At 65.5% G+C, this 21,881-nt stretch carries 18 protein-coding genes; 14 read left to right on the top strand and 4 right to left on the bottom strand.

From position 1 onward, the window contains the following. Positions 1–141: 141 nt before the first annotated feature. The 11 genes from COC42_RS12010 to COC42_RS12065 all read left to right on the top strand — a co-directional run bounded on the left by COC42_RS12010 (position 142) and on the right by COC42_RS12065 (position 10,631). A complete protein-coding gene (locus tag COC42_RS12010) occupies positions 142–1,146 on the top strand; it encodes an AraC family transcriptional regulator (protein ID WP_245844081.1) in 1,005 nt (334 codons plus the stop codon). 153 nt (positions 1,147–1,299) lie between these two features. Further along, positions 1,300–2,250, top strand: coding sequence for an SDR family NAD(P)-dependent oxidoreductase (locus COC42_RS12015; protein ID WP_217991286.1), 951 nt, complete (start codon positions 1,300–1,302; stop codon positions 2,248–2,250). A gap of 46 nt (positions 2,251–2,296) precedes the next feature. Beyond that, the gene (locus COC42_RS12020; RefSeq protein ID WP_096343564.1) at positions 2,297–2,764 is read left to right on the top strand and encodes a DUF2147 domain-containing protein; all 468 of its coding nucleotides are present in this window, start codon (positions 2,297–2,299) and stop codon (positions 2,762–2,764) included. A gap of 36 nt (positions 2,765–2,800) precedes the next feature. After that, on the top strand, positions 2,801–3,268 hold the full coding sequence (locus tag COC42_RS12025) for a (2Fe-2S)-binding protein (protein ID WP_096343565.1): 468 nt from the start codon (positions 2,801–2,803) through the stop codon (positions 3,266–3,268). Further along, positions 3,265–3,930, top strand: a complete 666-nt coding sequence (locus tag COC42_RS12030; RefSeq protein WP_217991287.1) for an Isoquinoline 1-oxidoreductase subunit — start codon at positions 3,265–3,267, stop codon at positions 3,928–3,930. The genes COC42_RS12025 and COC42_RS12030 overlap by 4 nt, the downstream gene beginning before the upstream one ends. Positions 3,931–3,946: 16 nt before the next feature. Beyond that, positions 3,947–6,121 (top strand): xanthine dehydrogenase family protein molybdopterin-binding subunit, encoded by a 2,175-nt coding sequence (locus COC42_RS12035; protein ID WP_096343566.1) that lies wholly within the window; start codon positions 3,947–3,949, stop codon positions 6,119–6,121. 18 nt (positions 6,122–6,139) lie between these two features. Next, a complete protein-coding gene (locus tag COC42_RS12040) occupies positions 6,140–7,063 on the top strand; it encodes a PLP-dependent cysteine synthase family protein (protein ID WP_096343567.1) in 924 nt (307 codons plus the stop codon). Positions 7,064–7,189: 126 nt separating this feature from the next. Next, the gene (locus COC42_RS12045) at positions 7,190–7,813 is read left to right on the top strand and encodes an SRPBCC family protein (protein WP_176484664.1); all 624 of its coding nucleotides are present in this window, start codon (positions 7,190–7,192) and stop codon (positions 7,811–7,813) included. Between the two features lie 1,078 nt (positions 7,814–8,891). After that, the gene (copC, locus tag COC42_RS12055; protein WP_096343570.1) at positions 8,892–9,278 is read left to right on the top strand and encodes a copper homeostasis periplasmic binding protein CopC; all 387 of its coding nucleotides are present in this window, start codon (positions 8,892–8,894) and stop codon (positions 9,276–9,278) included. A 5-nt stretch (positions 9,279–9,283) separates the two neighbouring features. Beyond that, a complete protein-coding gene (gene copD, locus COC42_RS12060) occupies positions 9,284–10,168 on the top strand; it encodes a copper homeostasis membrane protein CopD (protein WP_096343571.1) in 885 nt (294 codons plus the stop codon). 49 nt (positions 10,169–10,217) lie between these two features. Further along, a complete protein-coding gene (locus COC42_RS12065) occupies positions 10,218–10,631 on the top strand; it encodes a DUF305 domain-containing protein (protein ID WP_245844083.1) in 414 nt (137 codons plus the stop codon). A gap of 194 nt (positions 10,632–10,825) precedes the next feature. Here COC42_RS12065 and COC42_RS12070 read toward each other — a convergent pair whose 3' ends face one another. Then, a complete protein-coding gene (locus COC42_RS12070) occupies positions 10,826–11,740 on the bottom strand; it encodes an MBL fold metallo-hydrolase (protein ID WP_096343572.1) in 915 nt (304 codons plus the stop codon). A 68-nt stretch (positions 11,741–11,808) separates the two neighbouring features. Between COC42_RS12070 and COC42_RS12075 the strand changes: the two genes are divergently transcribed. From COC42_RS12075 to COC42_RS12085, 3 genes are read left to right on the top strand one after another with little or no spacing between them, the layout of a single operon-like run. After that, complete coding sequence (locus COC42_RS12075; RefSeq protein WP_096343573.1) at positions 11,809–12,126, top strand: ArsR/SmtB family transcription factor; 318 nt, start codon at positions 11,809–11,811, stop codon at positions 12,124–12,126. A 5-nt stretch (positions 12,127–12,131) separates the two neighbouring features. Continuing rightward, positions 12,132–12,650 (top strand): rhodanese-like domain-containing protein, encoded by a 519-nt coding sequence (locus COC42_RS12080; protein ID WP_096344176.1) that lies wholly within the window; start codon positions 12,132–12,134, stop codon positions 12,648–12,650. Positions 12,651–12,655: 5 nt separating this feature from the next. After that, positions 12,656–13,426, top strand: a complete 771-nt coding sequence (locus tag COC42_RS12085; RefSeq protein ID WP_096344177.1) for a sulfite exporter TauE/SafE family protein — start codon at positions 12,656–12,658, stop codon at positions 13,424–13,426. A 356-nt stretch (positions 13,427–13,782) separates the two neighbouring features. Here COC42_RS12085 and COC42_RS12090 read toward each other — a convergent pair whose 3' ends face one another. The 3 genes from COC42_RS12090 to COC42_RS12100 all read right to left on the bottom strand — a co-directional run bounded on the left by COC42_RS12090 (position 13,783) and on the right by COC42_RS12100 (position 21,840). Continuing rightward, positions 13,783–15,576 (bottom strand): sensor domain-containing diguanylate cyclase, encoded by a 1,794-nt coding sequence (locus COC42_RS12090; protein ID WP_176484666.1) that lies wholly within the window; start codon positions 15,574–15,576, stop codon positions 13,783–13,785. 121 nt (positions 15,577–15,697) lie between these two features. Continuing rightward, on the bottom strand, positions 15,698–16,867 hold the full coding sequence (locus COC42_RS12095) for a DUF11 domain-containing protein (RefSeq protein ID WP_176484667.1): 1,170 nt from the start codon (positions 16,865–16,867) through the stop codon (positions 15,698–15,700). Continuing rightward, entirely contained in the window at positions 16,864–21,840 is a 4,977-nt protein-coding gene (locus COC42_RS12100) for a hypothetical protein (RefSeq protein WP_096343576.1), read from the bottom strand. Before COC42_RS12100 ends, COC42_RS12095 begins: the two co-directional genes overlap by 4 nt. Between the last annotated feature and the right edge of the window lie 41 nt (positions 21,841–21,881).

Here is a 21,881-nt window from a genome sequence, read left to right on the forward strand (position 1 = left end):
ATTATCAAAGACTATTATCGTATTATTACACTTGACATCATGAGGGTCTGCTGGCATTTCGTTGCCCTGACGGTATTGCTGAATGTAACCCCATCGGCAGCCTCGCTTGATCTGGCACACTCAAGCTAAAAGGAATGCCCGATGACTGGAATGCCGATTACCGCTGAAATCTTGCCTTTTCCTGCAAGCCAGATCGATCGCCGCAGGGAGGCTGTTGCCTATGCGCCGCCTGCCGTGCGGACGCCTGCGCCGCTGACGATCGCGGCGCTTGAATATATTGAATCTCGGGGCGGCGGGCAGGGCCGGTTCCAGACGCCGATGGCTGATGTGCACATCGTGCGCTCATTTCAAACGATAATGCCAATCCACAACATGTATCGGCCGTCGCTCTGCGTCGTTCTGAAAGGACAGAAGGAAATCCTTTTCGGCGAGACCAAGCTTTACTATGCCGAGATGGAGTGTCTGGTCGTCAATGTCGCGCTTCCGGCCAGCGGGCGGATGCTCGATGCGACTCCCGAGAGCCCATATATTGGCGTGATGATCGACTTCGATGTGGCGATGCTACGCGAAGTGTTGCAACAGTTGCCCAAGCCGCCGACGCCAAACGCGGGGTCGGGACCATGCGTGTTCGTCGGCAAGGTGGACGGCACGCTGGCCGACTGTATCTTGCGGCTGGTGCGTATGGCGCAGATTCCGGATGCGGTGCCGGTGCTGTACCCGGCGGCGATGCGCGAACTCTATTACTGGCTACTGACGGGTCCTTACGGCGGCGAGGTCGCCAAGCTGGCACTGCCCGAAACCCAGGCCGAGCGGGTGGCGCGCGCGCTCCATTATCTGCGCGAGCATTATCAAGAGCCGCTGCGCGTCGAGCAGCTGGCCGAGGTCGCGATGATGAGTGCGTCTTCCTTTCATCAGCATTTCAAGGCGATGACTTCGATGACGCCGGTTCAGTATCAAAAGCAGCTCCGCCTCCTTGAGGCCCGGCGGCTGATGGTGTCGGACAACGCCAATGTGTCGGAGGCCGCCTATCAGGTTGGTTATGAAAGCGTTTCGCAGTTCAGCCGGGAATATACGCGCTCGTTCGGCGTCGCGCCGAAGCGAGACGTGATGAATTTCAAGGCGATGCTGGCGGCGGGGATGCGCTAGTCCGGGAAGCGGTGATGCCGATCCTGTCATGCGGCTCACCCACTGAGTTCGCAGGATAAGGCAAGAAACTTGTCAGTTCCGGCATGGGGCGGCGGGCCATAATCGCATAATCCTTTGAAAGACGCCACAAGGGCGCTCTTGGAGGAACAGGCGATGACCCGCTGGACCGTTTCCGACACCCCCCCACAGCCTGGCCGCACCGCCATTGTCACTGGTACAGGGGGCCTGGGCCCGGAGGATGCGCTGGCCTTGGCGGGGGTCGGGGCCCGTGTCATCCTGGCCGGGCGGAGCGCTGCCAAGGGGGCGGGTGCCGTTGCCCGCATCGGCCGCCGCTTTCCGCAAACCGCGATCCGCTTTGAACGGTTCGATCTTGCCGATCTGCATTCGGTAGCCGATTTTGCCGAGCGCATCCTGCAGTATCGGCATAGCATTGACCTCCTGATCAACAATGCCGGCGTCATAGTCCCGTCGCGCCGGACCCTAACCGCCGACGGCTTCGAATTGCAGCTGAGCACCAATTATCTTGGCCATTTCGCGCTGACGGCCTATCTCCTGCCGCTGCTCAGCCGAGCGTGTCATGCGCGAGCCGTCTCGTTCTGCAGCATCGCCGCACCCCAGGGGCGGATCGATCTCGCCGATCTGATTGCTGAGCGTAGCTACAAGCCGATGCAGGTCTATGCGCAGTCGAAGCTGGCCTGCCTGATGTTTGCCTTCGAGCTGCAGCGGCGCAGCGATGCGGCGGGCTGGGGCATCACCAGCATCGCGGCGCAACCCGGCGTTGCGCGCACGGACCTGCTGCACAACGGCTCCGGCCGAGCAAGCATCAGGGACGCATTCGTTTCTGGCTACCCTTCCTCCTCCAGGCCCCGGGGCGCGGCGCCCTGCCCATCCTGTTTGCCGCGACATCGCCCGATGCCGAGCCTCGCGGCTATCATGGGCCGAATGGATTGGCGGATTTGCGCGGCTATCCCGCCAGGGCGAAGAACTCCGCCCCAGGCGCTCGATATGGCGATGGCGGCACGGCTCTTGACTACGTCGGAAGCGCTGGTCGGTCTGCGCTTCGATGCCGCAGGCGCGTCAGCCACCCTCGCAAGCGCCGCCTGAGAACCGAAAACACCCGCATCTCCCTCCCGAGTCTAGGAGATTCATCATGAACCGTCTGCTCACGCCTCTCGTTGCCGCGTCCGTTTCGGCCGGCCTGACCGCGCTCATCCAGCCCTCGGCTGCTCAGACGTCGGCGCCGCCCCGCATCGCCGGGGTGTGGCAGGCCGAAAACGGCCAGATGAAGATCGAGATCGTGGAAGGCAGTAGCGGGCCGACCGGTCGGCTGCTGTGGGGCCAGCGCGCGGTCGAGGCCGATGGCAAAACCTTCAAGCGCGACGTCCATAATCCCGATCCCGCGCTGCGGGGCCGGTCGCTTGAGGGCATCACCATCCTCCAGAACCTCAGCTGGAACGCGCGCGAACGCCGCTGGGATGGCGGGCGGCTCTATGACGGCACGTCGGGGCGCACCGTATCGGCACGACTGACCCCCACTGACGGCAAGCTGGAGATGCGCGCCTACATGGGATCGCCGATGCTCGGCCGAACCATCGCCTTTCGCCGCGCCGCCGACTGATCGACGGACACGTGCTAGCTTTGGAAAGGACGAACCATGACCCATAGCTTGTTCGTCAACGGTCGGCTCCACAGCGTGGATACCGATGGCGATGCGCCGCTGCTGTGGGTGCTGCGCGATCATCTACGGCTGACCGGCACCAAATATGGCTGTGGCAAGGCGCAGTGCGGCGCCTGCACCGTCCATGCCGATGGCCAGCCGGTGCGATCCTGTTCCCTGTCGCTGGCCGATGCAGCGACGAGCCGGATCGAGACGATCGAAGGCGCGGCCGGGCCCGAGGCGGAGGCGCTGACCGCCGCCTGGGTGGCGCGCGGTGTACCGCAGTGCGGCTTTTGCCAGTCTGGCCAGTTGATGAGCGCGCTGGCGCTGCTGCGCGCCAATTCTGCGCCGACCGATGCCGATATTGATGCGGCGATGAGCGGAAATCTGTGCCGCTGCGCCACCTATAACCGCATCCGCGCTGGCATCCACGATGCTGCCGCGGCGCTCGGCGACCGGTCGTGAAACTGCGCCGGCCGCGCCTGAGCTGCCTCTCGATCGCGATGATCCTGTTTGCCCTCATCATCCTGATCGTCGCGATCCTGTTGCGGCCGCTGACTCTGCCCAAGCCTGAGGCTCTGTCGGCGGCGTTTGCGCCAGTCGTCGTCGCCCCGCTGAAGCCAGTCTCCGCCTTTAATGCCATTGTCGATCCCGCCGCGCGGTCCGTCGCGCTGTTTCAGGAGGCAGGGCGTGTGATCCGGCATCCGCGCTGCATGAACTGCCACCCGCGCACAGATCGACCTACCCAGACCGACGCGATGCGCCCGCATATGCCCGCCGTGGCACGCGGCCCCGATGGCGCCGGCGACCCACACTTGCGCTGTGCGACCTGCCACAACGACGCGAACTTCACCGGCAGGGATGTGCCCGGCAATCCGCAATGGCTGCTCGCGCTGATCGAACAGGCCTGGCAGGGCCGGTCGCTCGGTGAAACCTGCCGCCAGCTGTTCGATCCGGCGCGATCGTACATAACCCGCGCCGAGCTGCTTGAGCATATGGCGAACGACGCGCTGGTCGGCTGGGCATGGCATCCCGGTGGCGATCGCCCGCCTGCGCCCGGCACCCAGGCGCAATTCGGCGCGCTGATCGCAGCGTGGCGCGAAACCGACGCGCGGTGGCCGGCATGACTTCAGGAGAACAGCCATGACCGACACGCCTCCAAGCGACACGCCCAAGCGCCGCTTCCGGTTGACGCGCCGCCGCATGATCCTGGGCAGCGGCCTGGTCGGCGGGGCGCTGGTGGTGGGCTATACTGCCATGAACCCGATGCAGGTCGGCGGCGCGCTGCTTACCGCCGGCGGCCCGGATTTTGATCCTGGCCCGTTCGGCCCGTATATCCGCATCGACGCCGATGGCGGCGTCGCGATCGTCAACCCGCAGCAGGAAATGGGGCAGGGCATCCATGCCGCGCTGGCGGCGATGATCGCCGAGGAGCTGGACGCCGATTGGGACACGGTGCGCGTGGTCGACGCGCGGGTGAACTTCGCCGCTTATGGGCCGCAGATGACGGCGGGATCGCACGCCGTCGCCTATCATTGGGACAAGCTGCGCAAGACCGGGGCGGCCGCGCGGTCCATGTTCGTCGATGCCGCCGCGCTGCGCTGGCAGGTGCCGCGCCGGTTGATCACGGTGCAGAACGGCGTGGTCTCGCATCCGCAATCAAACCGTTCGGCCAGCTTTGCCGAGCTACTGACCGACGCCGCACGCCACGCGCCGCCGCGCGAGCCGGTGCTCAAGCGGCCGGAGGAATTCCGGCTGATCGGTACCGATCGCGTGCGGCGCAAGGATTGCGGCCCAAAAAGCACCGGTCGGCAGGTCTATACGCAGGATATCCAGCGTCCGGACATGCTGGTGGCGATGGTGGCGCACAGCCCGCGCTTCGGCGGTATGCTCAAGCGGTTCGACGACCGGGACGCCCGCCGGATCAAGGGCGTGGTCGATGTCTTTGCCATCGAAACCGGGGTTGCCGTGCTCGCGCAGGATACGCTGGCGGCGCGCCGGGGCCGCGATGCGCTGCGCATCGAATGGGATGACAGCGCGGCCGAGCGGCGCTCCTCGCCCGAACTGACCGCATGGTACCGCGACATCGCGGTCGGCCGCGCAGTGATCGACGCTACCAGCTTTGAGACGCGCGGCGATATCGAACAGCCGCAGACGGGCGACCGGTTCGAAACGACGATCGACTTTCCCTATCTGGCCCATGCGCCGATGGAGCCGCTCGATTGCGTGGCGCAGGTTCGGGGCTGGGATGTCGATATCTGGTCGGGCAGTCATCTGGCGACGCTGGATCAGGTGCAGGCGGCGCTGACCGCGCGCACCATTCCAGGCCGGGTGAAGCTGCACGTCCTCCCCGCTGGCGGCTCGTTCGGGCGGCGCGGGCTGATGTCGTGCGACTATCTGGTCGAATGCGTCCGCATCGCGCGCCGCACCGGACATCGTCCGGTCAAGCTGATGTGGACGCGCGAGGACGAGATGACCGGCGGCTATTACCGGCCGATGGTGCATCATCAGGCGTCGATCGTGCTGGGCGCTGACGGCCTGCCGAGCGATTGGCGGCACCGGATCGTCGCCCAGCGGCTGATTCCGGTGGGCGACAATCCGCAAAATTCGGAAGGGGTTGCGGGATCGCCGTATTTCGCGGCCGCCAATACGCTCGATTGCCGCATCGCCAGCCCGGAGCTACCCGTCAGCGTCTCCTTCTGGCGGTCGGTCGGCCATTCGCACACCGCGATGGCGATGGAGCATATCGTCGATCAGCTCGCCCGCCGCGCTAGGCGCGATCCGGCGGAGTATCGCCGGGCGCTCTATCAAAAGGCAGGTGCAACGGGTCGACTGCGGGTGCTCGAGGCCCTGTGCACCCGGGCAGGCTGGGGCAAGCCACTGGAAGACGGCTGGGCGCGCGGCATGGCGCTTCATGACTGTTTCGGGACGATTGTCGGACAGGTCGCCGAGGTCCGCCTGGATTCGGGCCGTTTGGTGGTGCGCCGCGTTGTCGCCGTGGTCGATTGCGGCATTGCCGTCTCCCCGGATCAGGTCGCCGCGCAGATGGAGGGCGGGATCGGCTTCGGCCTCTCCGCCGCGCTGCACGGCGCGATCACGCTGAAGGACGGCGTGGTGCAGGAGGATAATTTCGACAGCTACGCACCCGTCCGCATGGACGAGATGCCCCTGGTCGAGACTCATATCCTGCCCTCCACCCGCCCGCCGACCGGCATGGGTGAGCCGGGCGTGCCTCCGATCGCCCCGGCCGTCGCCAACGCCTTGTTCGCGCTCACCGGCACGCCGACGCGCAGCCTGCCGTTCGGCCGACAGGCGTAAGGGCATCGAGTCGACCCCATGATCGCCGCTTCCGCCCTTGACCTGATCGGCAGCACGCCGCTTGTCGCGCTGGATCGCGTCTGGCCAGGTCCGGGGCGGCTGGTCGCCAAGGCCGAGTTCCTCCAGCCCGGCGGCAGCGTGAAGGATCGGGCGGCGCGTGCCATCCTGCTTGCAGCGCGCCGCGACGGCAGGCTGGCACACCGCACGCCGGTCGTCGAGATGAGCAGCGGCAATATGGGCGCCGGCCTCGCCGTCGCCTGTGCCGTGCTCGGCCACCCGCTGTTCGTCGCGATGTCCGCAGGCAATAGCCCCGAGCGCGTGAAGATGCTGGAGGGGCTTGGTGCTGCGGTCGTACTCGTGCCGCAGGTCGATGGCGTTCCCGGCCAAGTGACCGGCGCGGACGTCGAAGCCGCGGCAGTGGCAGCGCGCGACCTCGCCAAGGAAACGGGGGGCTTCTATGTCGATCAGTTCAATGCGGTGGAGGGCATTGCTGCCCATGAACAAACCGGCATTGAGATACTGGAACAGGCGGGAAGGCGCGTCGATGCCTGGGTTGCTGCCGTCGGTTCGGGCTGCTCATTCGTCGGCGTGGCCCGCAGGCTTCGCGCCGCTAATCCGGCAACCCGTTGCATGGTCGTCGAACCCGAGGGATCACGCCCGCTCGCTGGCGAGACCGTTCGCAAGGCGCGGCATATGCTGCAGGGGACTGGCTATGGCCGGACGCCTCCGCATTGGGACGCATCGTTAATGGACGCGAGCATTGCTGTCTCTGACGAAGAGGCGGTGCATTGGCGCAACAGGCTGGCGCATGAGGAAGGTCTGTATATCGGCTATTCCGCCGCCGCGAATGTTTGCGCCGCCGTCAAGTTGATGAAATCGGGTAAGCTGCGGCCTGACGCGCTCGTCGTCACCCTGCTCTGTGACACCGGATTGAAATACTGATGTGGCGCGCCGATCCGTCGAGCCAGCACCAATCGGTAGAACGGCACCCTCGACATACTGGCAATGCATAAAATCGACGCTTGTTTGCTCGGCTCCGGGGGCAGCAACAGGCACGGGATTCATCTGATGAGGATCAACGACATGACCGTATTTCGCTTTTGCCTAGCCGCCGCGCTGCTCGCAGCATCGCTGTCTGGCATAGCATCGGCGCAGACAACGGCGCAGGATCTGCCGCGCCGTAATCCCGAAATGTCGTGGCCCAGCGGCTTTGAGCCATCGGAGGCCGACACCTTCAACCACAACAAACTGTTGATCGAGACCGACTGCGGAATGGTTTATGACATCCTGACAAAGCCGGACGAATGGCCTTTTTGGCTTCCAATCGCATCGAAGGTTCGCGTCTCGACGCCGGCGCAGCCGATGACAGTTGGCAGCCGCTTCGCATGGTCGGTGTTCAACATCGCAATCGAAAGTAACGTCTTCGTGGCCGAGCCGGGTCGCCGCTTTGGCTATACCGTCACGCCGCCGGGTCCGCCGCCCCTTTACGCGCAGAGCTGGCTATTTCAGCCGGTCGAACAGGGGTGTCTCGTCACGACTGAAGAAATGGGCATGGGCGACCTTGCCAAGCAGACCACGGCGTCGGGCTCGCGTCTCGTCCATGTCGCACACGATCTCTGGCTTGCAGCACTCCGCTGGCAGTCGCTTTTCGGCAAAGCGCCGGGATTCGGGAACAAGCCGGTCGCGGAATAGGGTGTTGGGTGTCGTCGAGGGTTGAACAAATCGGCGAAGATCGCTGGCCTTCTGTCGTTGCCCGTCTTGCTCTCCAGCGTCCTCAGCCCCGCGGCTGCGTCCTTCGCGTCCGACCGACGGTGAAGTCGGCCCTTACCGCCACGATCGTTGGCCAACAACCGCGCACGAACGCCAGCAGATCGGCGTTGATGAGATCAACTGAAGAATCGACTTGCAGACTCCTCCGCCTTTGGTCGACCGTTCCGGCGCATCACCGGCGTGAGGCCGCATGCTTGTCGCCAGCACTTTGGCCGCCAGCGGCAAACCAAGCGCTGACGCCGAGAACCCCGCGGCGAGGGTCACGCCGCGCACCTCCACTGACAAGTGATGACAGTGTAAAGTTCCGTATTAATTGTTGTTATCGACGATGAATACCAGGCATGCAGTCCTCGGGGGCAAGGGCGTGGAGCTTGGTGCTCATGCCGTCCTTGATGCGCCCGATCCGGCGGCCAAGATTCCTTTCCTACCCTCAGGCTCGAGGCCGTGCGGTGTGCCTGCCCGCACCGAAAGTTGGCTACGCCAATCCCCGTGGAGGACAGCATGAAGCTGTGCGCCCGGTGGATGTGGGGGTGCACGAGCTGGTGACCGATCAGAACGCCGGCGATCGCGGCAACGAGGGCGATGATAGCGACCATCGCCAGGCGCTTCATCATTGGCCGATCAGGAGCGTCGACGGCGCCAATGGGTTCGAGGCATCGAAGGATGAAGTGATGGCGGCGGCTTGCGCATTGGCAGCGGGTCCGGCGTTGCCTATGCCGCCGAGCAGCAGCGCGAATGCGGCCGCCCGAGCGTGGCCCGGGCCCGATCGCCCTGGCCGACTCGCGGCCGATGGCGCGCGGTATCCTGTCCTCGAGCCCCGCCAGCCCGGGATGTTCAGCACTCCCTGAAAACCACGCCAGCGCGTCGTCAATCTGTACGCTCAGCTGTTTTCCTCCACCCCCGTGCAGCCAATACGCGCCCGCCGCGCGAATCCTCACCCTTTGATTGAGGGATGCGCCGGCGACGTGCGTATAGTCGGCAAGTACCACAGGAGACCGACATGAAACTCAAATTGAAGTCGCTGGCGCTGGCCACCGTGGCTGTCGCCACGATGTCGACTGCCGCACTCGCCCACCCAAAGCTGGTCACCGCCACACCCGCGGCCAATGCGACCGTCTCGGGCACCAAAACCGTCAAGCTGACCTTCAGCGAGCGGGTCATGCCGAAGTTGTCGAGTGCGACGCTGGTCATGACCGGCATGCCCGGCATGAAGAATCATCCTGACATGAAAATGACGGGAGTCACCAGCGCCATCGCTGGCGACGGCAAGTCGATCGTTCTGACCTCTGCAAAGGCTCTTCCGGCCGGCAGCTACCGCGCCGATTGGGTCATCGTCGGTTCGGACACGCATCGTATTACCGGCACGCATAGCTTCAACGTCCGCTGATCCTGATGGATTCGGTCGTGGTCGGGCTGCGTTTCGCCGCCTATGTCGACCTGATGTTGCTGGCCGGGTTCGCTCTAGGCGGTGGGCTTGGCCGCCACGCCCCCGCTATCAGCAGGCGGGTGGTCGCTGCGTTGTCGGCGATCGGCGCCATCATCACCGTCGCTCAATTTGGCGCGACCTGCCTGGCCATGACGGGCAACGACATGGCGGCGCTCGACGGCGAGATGCTCGCGTTCATGGCGTTCGAGACGTCGATGGGCATCTCGCACGTCATCCGCGCGACGGCACTCGGCCTTCTCACGGTGATTTCCGCCACGGGTCGGGCAGGCAGGCCGCTGGTGGCGGGCTTGGCGATCGTGGCGTTAGGTTCGCTCGCCTGGACCGGCCATGCAGGAGCGTCCGAGGCGGCGCTCGGATGGCTTCATCGTTCGAGCGACATCGTCCATCTGCTGTCAGGTGCGATCTGGATCGCCGCCTTGGCGATGTTCGCGCGCATCCTGCTGGCCAATTTCTCGGTTCCAGGGTCGGCGGAGCGCGCACTAGCAGCGCTTAAACGCTTCTCAAGCGTCGGAACGGCCGTCGTTGGGGCGATCGTGGTTACCGGGGCCGTGAACCTGGTCGCGATCGTGGGCATTGACGGAATCTGGGCATCAGTCCGTACGGACTATGGGCGCTTGCTGGTAATAAAGTTGATGTTGCTCGCCGGAATGCTTTGCCTAGCGGCAGGCAACCGATGGATCCTCGTGCCGCAGCTAAAAACTTCGTTGGAAGCCGGGCATCATGCAGCTGCACTGCGCCGCCTTCACCTGGCGATCCGGACCGAGACTATGCTGGCGCTCGCCTTACTGGCCGTCGTGGCTGTGCTCGGCACCTTGTCACCGGCGGGCTGAACGGCACCCAACCATCACCCCCAGCGTTAACGTATTTCAGGAGAGTGTCATGACCACGCACCGACTCTTTATCCTACCCATTGTCACAGTGTCTCTGATCATTGCAGGATGCTCGGCCGCACCTGAGCAGGCCGATGTGGGTAATGCCACGACTGCGATGCCGATGCCCTCGAATGGCGCGATGCCGATGGGCATGGCCGCCAACCCTGGCGATCCGCCCGCGACGCAGGGTTACAAGAAGTCGATGAGCGACATGATGGCGAACATGCCTACGTACACGGGCGACGCCGACGCGGACTTCATGCGCCAGATGAAGGTGCATCACGGTTCGGCTATCGCAATGGCACAGGTCGAATTGAATCACGGCAAGGACGCTAAGGCTCGCGCGCTGGCGGAGAAGATCATTGGCGATCAACGTGCCGAGATCGCGCAGATCGACGCGTGGCTCGCAGCCAGGAAATGACCCGCTTGACCCTAACGTAATGTCAAACACTATTGAGCGGTCATCGAGGACGACTCAGATGCCAACGTTGGCCACGCTGCCGACCAGAAGCACGGCTGCTGCTCGATCAGAAAGGGTGCCAACCCAAGGCAGCGTCGGCCACCGCTCCGCTCTGAACGATGCCTGTCGACCCGTTGAAAGCGGCCCACGATCAGTCATTCGGCGTCCGGTCGCCGCTGCCGAGAAGCTGTCGCTCGTTCATCCTTCGTCCTCCAGGTCACAGGAATGCGGAGATAGGTGACACCGTTGGCGAGCGCTTCCTCGAAACGGCCGGCGCGGATGTTGACCTGGATCGACGGCAGCAGGAGCTTGGGCACCGACAGTCCGGCGTCCCGCTGCTCGCGCATCGCGACAAAGTCATCCTCGCTCGCGCCGTCATGCACATGAACGCTTGCGCGCCGCTGTTCGCCCACAGTGGTTTCCCAGCGATAGTCGTGGCGTCCCGGCGCCTTGTAATCGTGGCAGAGGAACAGCCGTGTCGCGTCCGGCAGCGCCAGCAGACGGCGGATCGAGCGATATAGCGTTCTCGCATCGCCGCCAGGGAAGTCGGCGCGCGCGGTGCCATAGTCGGGCATGAACAGCGTGTCGCCGACGAATGCCGCGTCACCGATCAGATAGGTGACGTCGGCTGGGGTATGGCCGGGCACATGCAACACCTCCACCTCCAGCCCGCCGATCACGAAGAGGTCGCCGTCATCGAACAGCCGGTCGAAATCCGACCCGTCGGTCTTCAGATCGTCCATCGCGAAGACCGGGCGGAAGATCTTCTGCACGTCGCGGATGTGCGCGCCGATGCCGATCCATGCACCGGTCCTCGCCTTGATGAACGGCGCGGCGGACAGGTGGTCGGCATGGGCATGCGTCTCCAGCACCATTTCGATCCGCCAGTCGTACTCGGTGGCGAAGGCGATGATCCGCTCGGCCGATCGGGTATCCGCCTCGCCGCTCGCAAGGTCGAAGTCGAGCACGGGATCGATCACCGCGGCGACGCGCGTCCCCGGGTCGCCGACCAGATAGCTGATCGTGTTGGTGGGCTCGTCGAAGAAGGCTTCGATGAAGGGCTGGCTCATGATTTCCTCCGTCAGCTCTTGCTAATATATTAGAAGATTCTACATAAGCAATATCTTATGGAGTGCCGATGATGCTGAAGCCGCCGATGGACATGGCGACGTTCGAGACGAAGGCTGGTGCGGTCGCGGATACGCTGAAGGCGATCGGCAACGCGCGGCGGCTGATGCTCCTGTGCAAGCTGGTTGAGCATGGCGAAGTGACGGTCAGCGATCTTGCCCGCGACGTCGGCTTGTCGCAGTCGGCGTGTTCGCAGCACCTCGCCAAGATGCGCGACGAGGGGCTCGTCGCCTTCCGCCGGGAAAGCCAGTCGCTCTGGTACTCCATTGCCGATCCGCGCGTCGAGACAATGCTCGCCACCCTCTACCAGCTCTATTGCAAGGATTGACGCCCGTGACCGTGAAGACCCTTTCGCCTGCCGATGCTCGCCTCGCGATCGACAGCGGCGCGCGCCTGATCGACATCCGCGGCGCCGATGAGCACGCGCGCGAACGCATCCCGAGGGCGACGAACGTGCCGCTCGACCACATCGCCAACCTGCCGCGTGACGAACGTCCCGTCGTCTTCCACTGCCGGTCCGGTATGCGGACTGTGGCCAACGCGGCGCAGTTGCGGGCAGCCGCCGGTGACGCACCGGCCTTCCTGCTCGGCGGCGGGATTGACGCGTGGCGGAGCGCCGGGCTTCCGACGATCTCCGACCGTTCCCAGCCGCTGGAGATCATGCGGCAGGTGCAGATCACCGCTGGTACGCTGGTGCTGACCGGCGTGCTGCTCGGCCTGTTGGTCGCGCCCGTCTTCTTCGGCCTGTCGGCGTTCGTCGGTGCGGGGCTGGTGTTCGCGGGCACGACGGGCTGGTGCGGCATGGCCAACCTGCTGCGGTTGATGCCCTGGAATCGACGCGCGGCGGCCTGACGATCATGCAAACGGTCCTTTCCCTCGCGTCCGGCGGGCTGATCGGGCTCGTCCTCGCCCTTGTCGGCGGGGGCGGGTCGATCCTGGCCGTGCCGCTGCTCATTTATGTCGTGGGTGTCGGCTCACCACACGCCGCGATCGGCACCGCAGCCGTGGCCGTCACCGCCAACGCGCTGACAAGCCTGATCGGACACGCACGCGCGGGACGGGTGAAGTGGCGGTGCGCGAGCGTTTTCGCGATCGCCGGCATGGTCGGCGCAGCGCTCGGTGCTGAGCTTGGCAAAGCGATCGACGGCAAGCGCCTGCTGGCGCTGTTCGGGCTGCTGATGGTAGGCGTGGGGCTGTCGATGCTGCACAAGCGCCGCGCCGCGGAGGCGCCAGACGTTCGGCTGACCCTCGACAGTGCAGCAACACTGATGCCGCGGCTAATCCCGATCGGGCTCAACGTGGGGCTTGCCGCCGGCTTCTTTGGGATCGGCGGTGGCTTCCTGATTGTGCCCGGCCTGATGCTGGCGACGGCTATGCCTCTATCGTTCGCCATCGGCACGTCGCTCGTCGTCGTCACCGCGCTCGGTGTGACGACCGCTTCGTCCTACGCGCTGTCCGGCCTTGTCTACTGGCGCATCACGGCGCTGCTGATCGTGGGTGGGATTGTCGGCACGCTGGGCGGCATCGCGGTCGGTCGGCTGCTCGCCGCGCGCAAGGGTCTGCTCGAGCGGTTGTTCGCCGTCATCGTGGTCGGCGTTGGTCTCTACGTAGCTGCTTCATCTCTCTGATCGCAGCTACGCTTGCGTTGCGCTTGCTAAAATTCGACGGGTCGACCCAATAATGGTCAGTCAGAGCCGATCAGCCGATTCCCAAAACTTGCCATTCGTTTAGGTATGCCAGCTGTCAATATTGCTGGTGGGGCGGCGTGCCGTCGAGACGCCACGCTCCCACCTGTGCGAACCGTCAATCGACAAGGTTGAGGACCCGCGGTTTGCGCCAATGCCGGCCAAGGCCGAGCGACGCCGTTCCGAGATCCGTCCGCGCCAGTCGTCGGCACAGGGCAATGTGACAGCATATATTACAGCTGTCGTTGCTATCGTGACGGGGCTGCTGTGTGGTCAATCATCACGGTCGAAGCCTAGATTCAGGCGGCGATGTGTAGCCGATTACGCCCCTCGCTCTTCGCGGCATAGAGCGCGGCATCGGCTCGGCGGAACAGGTCCTCCCCCGTTTCCCCATCATGAAGGTCGGCGACGCCGACGCTGATTGTCACCCTCGGCTCACGCCAATCGCTTTCGATCGCCGATCGAACCCGCTCGGCTACAAGCATTGCGGTGTCAGCATGGGCCCCCGGCAGGACGATGACGAACTCCTCGCCGCCGAAGCGACCCAGCGTGTCGCCGGTGCGGAGTACGGACGCCGCGCCGGTTGCGGTGCGCCGCAGCACTTCGTCTCCGGTCTGATGACCGAATACATCGTTGACGCGCTTAAAATGGTCGATGTCCAGCACCGCGATCGACATAGGGCTTCGGTTAGCCACACCCGCCTTGATGGCTAGGTCAAGCACGGTCTCTATGCGGCGGCGGTTCGCAACGCCCGTCAGGGGATCAATTTCGGCAATTCTGATTGCGTGAGCGGCGGCGGCTTCGGCACTTGCGCGCGCGACCTCCAGCGCACTGGCGTGCTCGATCTGCGACGTCACGTCCTGAATGATTCCGAACAACCCGACAGGACCGGATCCACCGCCGGAGTCGATCTCCCCGCGGGAGAACACATGGCGAATACTGCCGTCCGGTCGAACGATCCTGGCGTTGAAGGCGAAGCAGCCCTCGCCGTTGAGTGCCTTGTCGATGTTTGCCGAAACCGTGGCGCGATCGTCCGGATGATAGGCGGCCAGCGCTGCTTCGAGCGAAAGAGGCCAATCTTGAGCGACGCCGTGGATACGGAACACTTCCGGAGACCAGGTGAGCGTCTCGCTATCGAAGTCCAGACGCCAGTGCCCGACCTTGGCCGCACCCTCGGCGAGCTGGAGAAGCCGCATCTTTTCGCGCAGCTGATCGATTAGCCTCGCACGCGCCGCCAGCAACGATGCGACGGGCAGCGCCGATGCAAAGAGCGCGAGCAGATAGAATTGTACGAATAGGTTTCGCCCGAACGGACCGGCATCAATGAGTGATTGCGGACCGAGGCCAAGGCTAGTGGCGATCGCGCTGACAAACGTGACGATGAGAACGCCGCCGGCGGCTCCGACCGGACCGAGCAGGAAGGTCGCCGAGAGCACCGCCAGCATCGGCACGAACAGCAGCGGATAGCTCGACTGACCGAAGGTCACGACGGCGCTGACGCCGACCACTCCGAGCGCCAGAAATGCTCGGCGCGGCATCGTCTTCGCCTGGCCACTGCGCCGCTGACCCAAGTGCCGGCCGACGATGATGATCAACGGCGTGACCGCGAGGATGCCGAGCAGGTCAGTGGCGAACCACGAGAGCCAGAACCCCGTCGAGCGCGTTCCGGCGATACACCAGGCCAAGGTCGCGCTCGACGCGGCCGCAATCGCTGAGCTCAGACAGAAAAGCGTAAGGCCGCCCGGCCGCACCAACGACATCGCGTCACTTGCCCGGCGGAACAGAAGCCACGCGGCAATGATTGCCTCCCCAATGTTTGCGATCGTGAAGCCGATCGACATCAGAGCCGGGTTACGCGCCTGCAGATTGGCGGCGAGGCTGCCGACCGCGGCAGCCATGACATAGACAGGAAGCCGACGCTTGGGGATCAGCAGGATCGTGGCCAAAAGCACGCCGCTGGCGGGCCAAAGCGTCGCGATGCCGGCATCGCCCACGGTCAGGCTGAGCGCCCCGAACGCAGCGAGATAATAGGCAAGGCCGGTCGCAAATGGTGCGATCCACTGCCGAGCCCAGCGCGGAAGCACGTCGTACACTGTCAGCATACCTCAAACCTAAGCTTGTTAGGTTAAGAAGCGCCTGCGTTCGTTGTCCCGAAAAAGATCAAGTTTCGCGGCATGGAGGCCAGCGCCAGTCGGATCGACCATCACCACCTTTTCATCGCACAAGGGCAGCGAAAGAGAAGCTCGCGACCTCCCCCGCATCGAGCGTTCCCGGCGCTACGATCTGCACGCCTTTGACGTTCGGGTCTGGACCGCTGGCGGGCGCGTAGTTCCAAGATGCACCTCCGTCATCGGTATAGGAAAGCGACGATGCCGTGATCGGCAGACTGGCCCCCGTTGCCTTCACTGGTAGGCTGGTCGTGCCGTCGAACGGTGCGTTACGAAAGATCACGCCCGCCGGCAGCATATCCGTCACGCGGACGGTCCCGGGATCGACCGGACTGCCGCCGTTATTGGTCATCGTGATCGTGTAGATGACGATGTTGCCCGGCACGTTGAACGCCCCCGTCGATTGCACCGCTGGGGCCGAGGTCTTGGCCAACGTCAGCGACGGCATTGGGCAGAAGCTGATTCCCCCAATGCCGATCGCCTGTTGCCCGGTTACCGTCTCGCCGGTGGTGAGGGGATAGCTGCCGTATCGCACCGCGATCGAGGTAACGGGCTCGGCAAAGCTTGCCGTGATCGTCCCCGTGTCCGAGTTGTTGCCCGCAGTCCCGCTTCCTGCGGCCTGATTGACCAAAAGCGCGAGCGGGGTGGTCGTCGTGCCGACAGTCACGCTTGAACTGGTTGCCGTTCGCGGTTGGGATGCGCCGTTGCCGTTCCCGAACGGCGTGATGATCGACGGGTTGTAGGCCGACGACCCGTTGTTGCCGGTGATCGCCACCCAGTCCCGAAACTGGTTGAGCGAGAAATCGACGTCATGCACCGTTATCGAGAAATCCCGGATCGGCTGTGGGAAGGTGAAGGTCGCTGATACCGTGCGCGTCGTCGATGTGATGCTTGTCGTCCTGCCCGCGAAAGCGCCGCCCAACACGAGGTCGCGCTGTGTCGCGTCGGGACCGGTTACCAGCGTGCCGATCGCCGGCATCTGCACGCCGCCGGCGGTCGTGCTCGAGAGACCGTTCTGCGCAATTGCCACGTTGAACGACCGCGATGCGCCGCCCGAAGTCGTCGCGCTGTAGTTGTAGGCCGACCCATAGGCGAGCGTCGCGGCGGGCTGGCTCGCGAACGTGAAGCGATAGGTATTTGCCGCGGTGCAGGCCGCCCGTCCGGCAGCCGGCGAGCAGCCGAGCGCGATCGCGACGACAAATGAAAGACGGTTCATTGGCGGCCCCCCAGCCATTCGAAACTTTCGGGATCGAAGACGATGCGAATTTTGGCGAATGGGCCCGCCCGGACCGCTCGCATCGACGAGAAATCCCGGTCGGAGAAACCGACGAGGTTGTAACCCAGCGTGAGCAGCAGGTTTGAAGCCGGCGAAAAGCCAACGAACGGCCCGATCGCATAATCGACGCGGCCGCGAGGCTCGCCGCGGGCGGTTGCGCCGAAACCCAGCTCGACTTTCGAGCCGAGGCCCATGCGCGCATCCAACCCGGCAAGCATCGACAGACCCTCGATATCGATCGCCTCCACCCGCTCGGTCACGTAGCGTCCGGCGAGGAAGAGGCTCACCTCGGATCTCTGAAAGCGTCCCTTGTCATCACGACCTGCGGGCGCCCAGTCCAGCGACAGACTCCCCAGAAGACGCTCCGATGCGGCGTCGCCGTTGACGAGCCAGGCGGTGCGCCCGGCCGCAGCCGCCTCACCAATCACGGCCCCAGTGATCCTGTCTGCGCGGTATTCAATCCTGAAGAGAAGCGCGACCGGCGACGACGATGGGCGGCGCGCCCCCGACACTGCGATGTTGGCGATCTCGGTGGTCGCGTCCCCCGCGGCGGCGGCCTTCGTCCAGGTGAAAAGACCGCCAAGCACGCTGCCTTCGCCCAGCTGTCGGATGACGCCAAGCGTCAGCCCCATCCGATCGGCGAAGTCGGCGCGGCGCACCTCGCCGCGCCCGGTGGCCGACCAGCGGCCGGCCCGATAGGCTGCGCCCAGCGTCACGGCGACGAAATCCTCCGTGAGCAGGCCGTCGCCGAGCTGGCCGCCGGATGCGACGGGATGGCCTGGGTTGACAACGCGATCGGCGGCAATCCCGCCGAGCGTGCTGGTGGCATCGACCGTCGCGTCGACCGTCCATGCGGACCCGATCTGGAACGACTGGGCGAGGCCATAATTCGCAAAGGCGCGATGGCCCAGTTCGCCGATCACCTGGTCGGCGAGCGCGGCGTTCGCCCGGCCGCCGGTCCATGGGGTCAGGTCGACGCCCAGACGGGCAGTCGTCGCGTCGATCGCGTCGCCCTTCGCGATTTCGACGGTCCCGGCCAGGCGGACGCCCCGGGAAATGGAGTAGCGGGCACCCAGGCGGTGGCGGGCGGGAAAGTCGATGCTTTCGTCGTTCCCGATCGGCAACGCGGACGATGCATCGATCTCCAGCCGGTTGGCCAGAAGGCGCCGAGTCGCGCCCAAGTCCAGCAGGGTCGAGCGAGCGGTGCGACCGTCCGCCAACCGGTCGTCGGCAAGGGTCAGTCCGATCCGCAAGTCGCTGAGGTCCGTCTTCCAGTCGATACGCATGCGCCCAGCGATGCGCCGACCGTCGTCGGTCAGGCTTCGGTCGGTCCATCCGCTGGCGGTGAGCATGAGGTCGTCGGCCAGCCGCACGCGGCTGTCGATGCCGACCTTGCCGCGCCCCCGCTCGGCGACGTTCTGCTGCTGGGCGCCATATCGCGCGCCGATCGATCGGGCATAGGCGAGCATGTCGATCACTCGGCCGTGATGCTCCGCTTCGACGGACCAGGCGGTCGCGGTCTCGTCATCGGCACGGCTCGCTGCCATTTCGGCGCGGAGCTCGGTATCGGCTCGCGGGCGGACGCGAAGGTCGGCGGCGGCGATCGTCGTGCGTCCCTCGTCATCGGCATCGCTGATGACGCTCGCCCCGATCCGCACGCGGTCTCCCCGGCCGGTCCAGCTTGCGCGGCCACCGCCGTTGACGGCACCGCCGCCCAGTTCGTCGACTTCGTAGTCGACGACGATGAATTGCGGGTCGAGATCGTGGGTCCGGCTCTGCACCGGCGCGGAGAAGCGGATCGTGCCGGTCAGGAGATCGACGTCATAGTCGACGAAGCGGGTCATCGCCCGCTGCGACACGATGCGTTCGCTGCGGAGCCGGTCCCGAACCTCGATCACCACACTTTCGCTGTTGGCGACAATGCGCCGCGCGGACAGGCGATAGGGGCCGGAAAGCCCGTTGCCCTGGATCTCGTCGCGACGGTGGCGGGTCGAGATGCGCGCGGCGAACGCCGAGGCCGCGACGCCGCCGGCGCGATACTCGGCCTTGAGCCCGGTGGCGGCGCGCACATATCGGGCGAGCAGCGTATCGGTCATGCCCGTCTCGAAATCACCGAACAACGCCCGGAACGCGCGCGCTTCCAGCCGCAAATAGAGCTTTCGCGTCGACGCGGCATCGAAGCGGCGATCGCTGCGATCGGCATAGACGGTGTAATAGGCGTTCGAGTCGATCGCACCGGTCAGGCGCTGCTCGTCGCGCACATTTGCGCTGTCGTAGGCGACCGTCAGCAGCCACCGGCCGAGGATGCGCCCCTTGGCATAGAGGGCCACCCGCCCGTCGGCATCGTTGGTCCCACCCTGAAGCGGGTCCATTCGCTCGGTGACGCGCGCGGCCCCGATCGATCCCTCGGCAAGCCCCACCAACGTCCAGCCCGTGGCGCCGGCGTCCAGCCAGGCCTCAATCGTCTGACGACGAACCGTCTCGCCATCGTGAAAGACGAAGCCGAGCGTGATCGCGCCGCTGACGCTCGTGGGCGCAAGCGTCACATGTGCGATACCGTCGTCGCCATCGACGTGCCATGTCGGTCGGACCCGATCCAGCCCCGACAACATGCGCGCATCCTCGGCATCATGTTCCGCGGCCAGCTCGTAGGGCGCCGAGAGGCTCAGCTCGCCCGTCGTGCCCGCCCGTACAGGCTGGCCATCGCGATCCGTCAGCCGGATCGCCAGCGTGACCGGACGGACGCCATCGGCGATCAGCGCCGACCGGGCCGGGACGAGCGTCGCCGCGAAAGTGGCACCCGCGAAATGGACGTCGCGAACAAAGGTTTGGGGTGGGCGACCATCGGACGCGAGGATCTGGGCGCTCACGGTCGTCCGCCCCTCCCCAATCGCGACCCCTCGCCACAGGCTGACCGCCCAGATGCCGCCCGTCGCCGTGCGCGTGCCGTCGAAGGCGATCGGATCGACCGGCTTGCCGCCCGCGGTCAGCGCGACCTTCGACCCCACGGGGTGCCGGACCGCGACACGGATCGCCGGCGCGCGGGGATTGTGGTCGGTAAGCGGGAACAGAAAGCCAGCCTCCTCGCCGGGGAGCGCAAGCCAGTCGATCTCCGCTCCTGCCGCAGCAGCATCGGACGGTGCCGCACCGGCAGGATCGGGTGCAGCCGCGCGGGTGCCCGGCAGCGCCTGAAAATTGGCGGTGACGAGGGAGCCCCCGCGCCCGGTCACCAGACGGGTGGCGCCCATGCCCATGCTGCGCGTGCTGCGCGTGCAGTCGATGAAGCGGCCGCCACTCAGCGTCGCCGCATCGCCGCGCACGACATGGGTGCCGGGCAGTACCGCATCGAAATGATAGCGCCCGTCGCGATCGGTGATCGCGTAGCTGCCGTCCTCAAGCTGCACGCGCACCCCCGCGATACCCTTCCGGATACCGGCGACATCGCATGCGCCCGCCGTTACCGTGCCGACGATCGTCATGCGCGCCGTCACCACGTCGCGCTCCACGCGCACGACCGCGTTGGTTTCGCTGGTCACGCCGCGCGGATCGACCGCTCGCACGCTGTTGACCGCCTGGCCTGCGGGCGCATCGGCGCGAATGGTCATGACATAGGTGATCCGGCGGGATGCATTGGCGGCGATCGCGTCGAGCCGCAGCGTCAGCCCGCGGCCATCCGCGTCGATCGTCACGGCGTCGGGCGCGGCGATGCCGTCGATGCGGATGCTGTCGGGACGCAGGCGCAGCACAGGCGACGGCGTGTCGCGAACGACAATTTCGCGCTTCACGCGGTTGTCGGGATTGCGGACCACAATCTCGTAGCGGATTGGGTCGCCAGGCGAGGCCACGGCTCTTGATGCGGTCTTGGTGATCGTCGTCGCCACGGCCGGCCGATCGACCGGCACGTCAATGTTCAGCGGGGCCGTGCCGGTGAGAACGAACGAGCGGCCATAGGAGCCTTCGGCGATCGCGAAGGGGTGGCCATCGGGGCGGCGCAGGGTCGCAAGCGCGGCGGGCGCCGCCGATGACGGCGCAGAATAGGGGGCCGGCGGGAAGACGACCAACCGATAGCTGCCCTCACGAACCAGCGGGAAGCGGAATTCGCCAGGCAGCATCTCGTTGCTGCCCCCCGCCCCATCGACGATCGGCACGCCCGTCATCACGCTGGACGGCCAAGACGTGCGTCCATCGGCAGCGAAGACGGTTGCAGGCTGTCCGGTAGTATCGTCGATGAGCGTCACGCGGGCGCCATCAACCGGCGTGCCGTCCCCGGCATCGAAGACGAATCCGAACGGATCGGCGAGCACGTCGAGGCTGGCGGTGGCCAGCGTCCGCTGATTGCCGCTGCGCTGACATTCCACGGCGATCCGGTCGCCGGCGGCGACGCTCAGGACGCAATCTGACGGCACGGGCTGCGGAGGGATCGTACGCGTTTCGATCGCGCCGACGAAGACGCCGGTATCGACCCCGGTCTCATAGACCGTCAGCGTTTCGCGATCGCCGCTGGTGGTCACTAGCACCGCGGAAATCTGGTCGACGGCACCGCGATCGACATTGGCAGCGGCCGCCTTGAGGCTGAAGAGAAGCTGCTCGCCGGCGCGAAGACTGGTGGTCTGCGCGACGCTGGCAACGCCGCTTCCGGTCGCGCCTGTTTGGGCGACGGGCAACGGACGACCGCCGCAAAGCGACGCACGTATGTCCGTGGTTGTCGCGGCGGTCGAAGAAAGCCGATAGGTCTTGAGGGAAACCGCCTCGGCGCGTTCGATCGAAACCAGGTTGGACTCGATCGAGCGCCGGCCACCGTCCTGCCATTCGGCCACGGCGACGTTGTCGATGCGTTGCGCCTGCGCGCCGGTTGCGCCGACGACGATCAGCAGAAGGGCGATGGATCGCCAGAGGGATCGACTGATCTTCATCGAACGCAACCGGTGCGAGGCCGGCTGACCGGGGGTAGCGA

The sequence above is a fragment of the Sphingomonas spermidinifaciens genome (genome assembly GCF_002351485.1).
Taxonomy (GTDB): domain Bacteria; phylum Pseudomonadota; class Alphaproteobacteria; order Sphingomonadales; family Sphingomonadaceae; genus Sphingomonas; species Sphingomonas spermidinifaciens.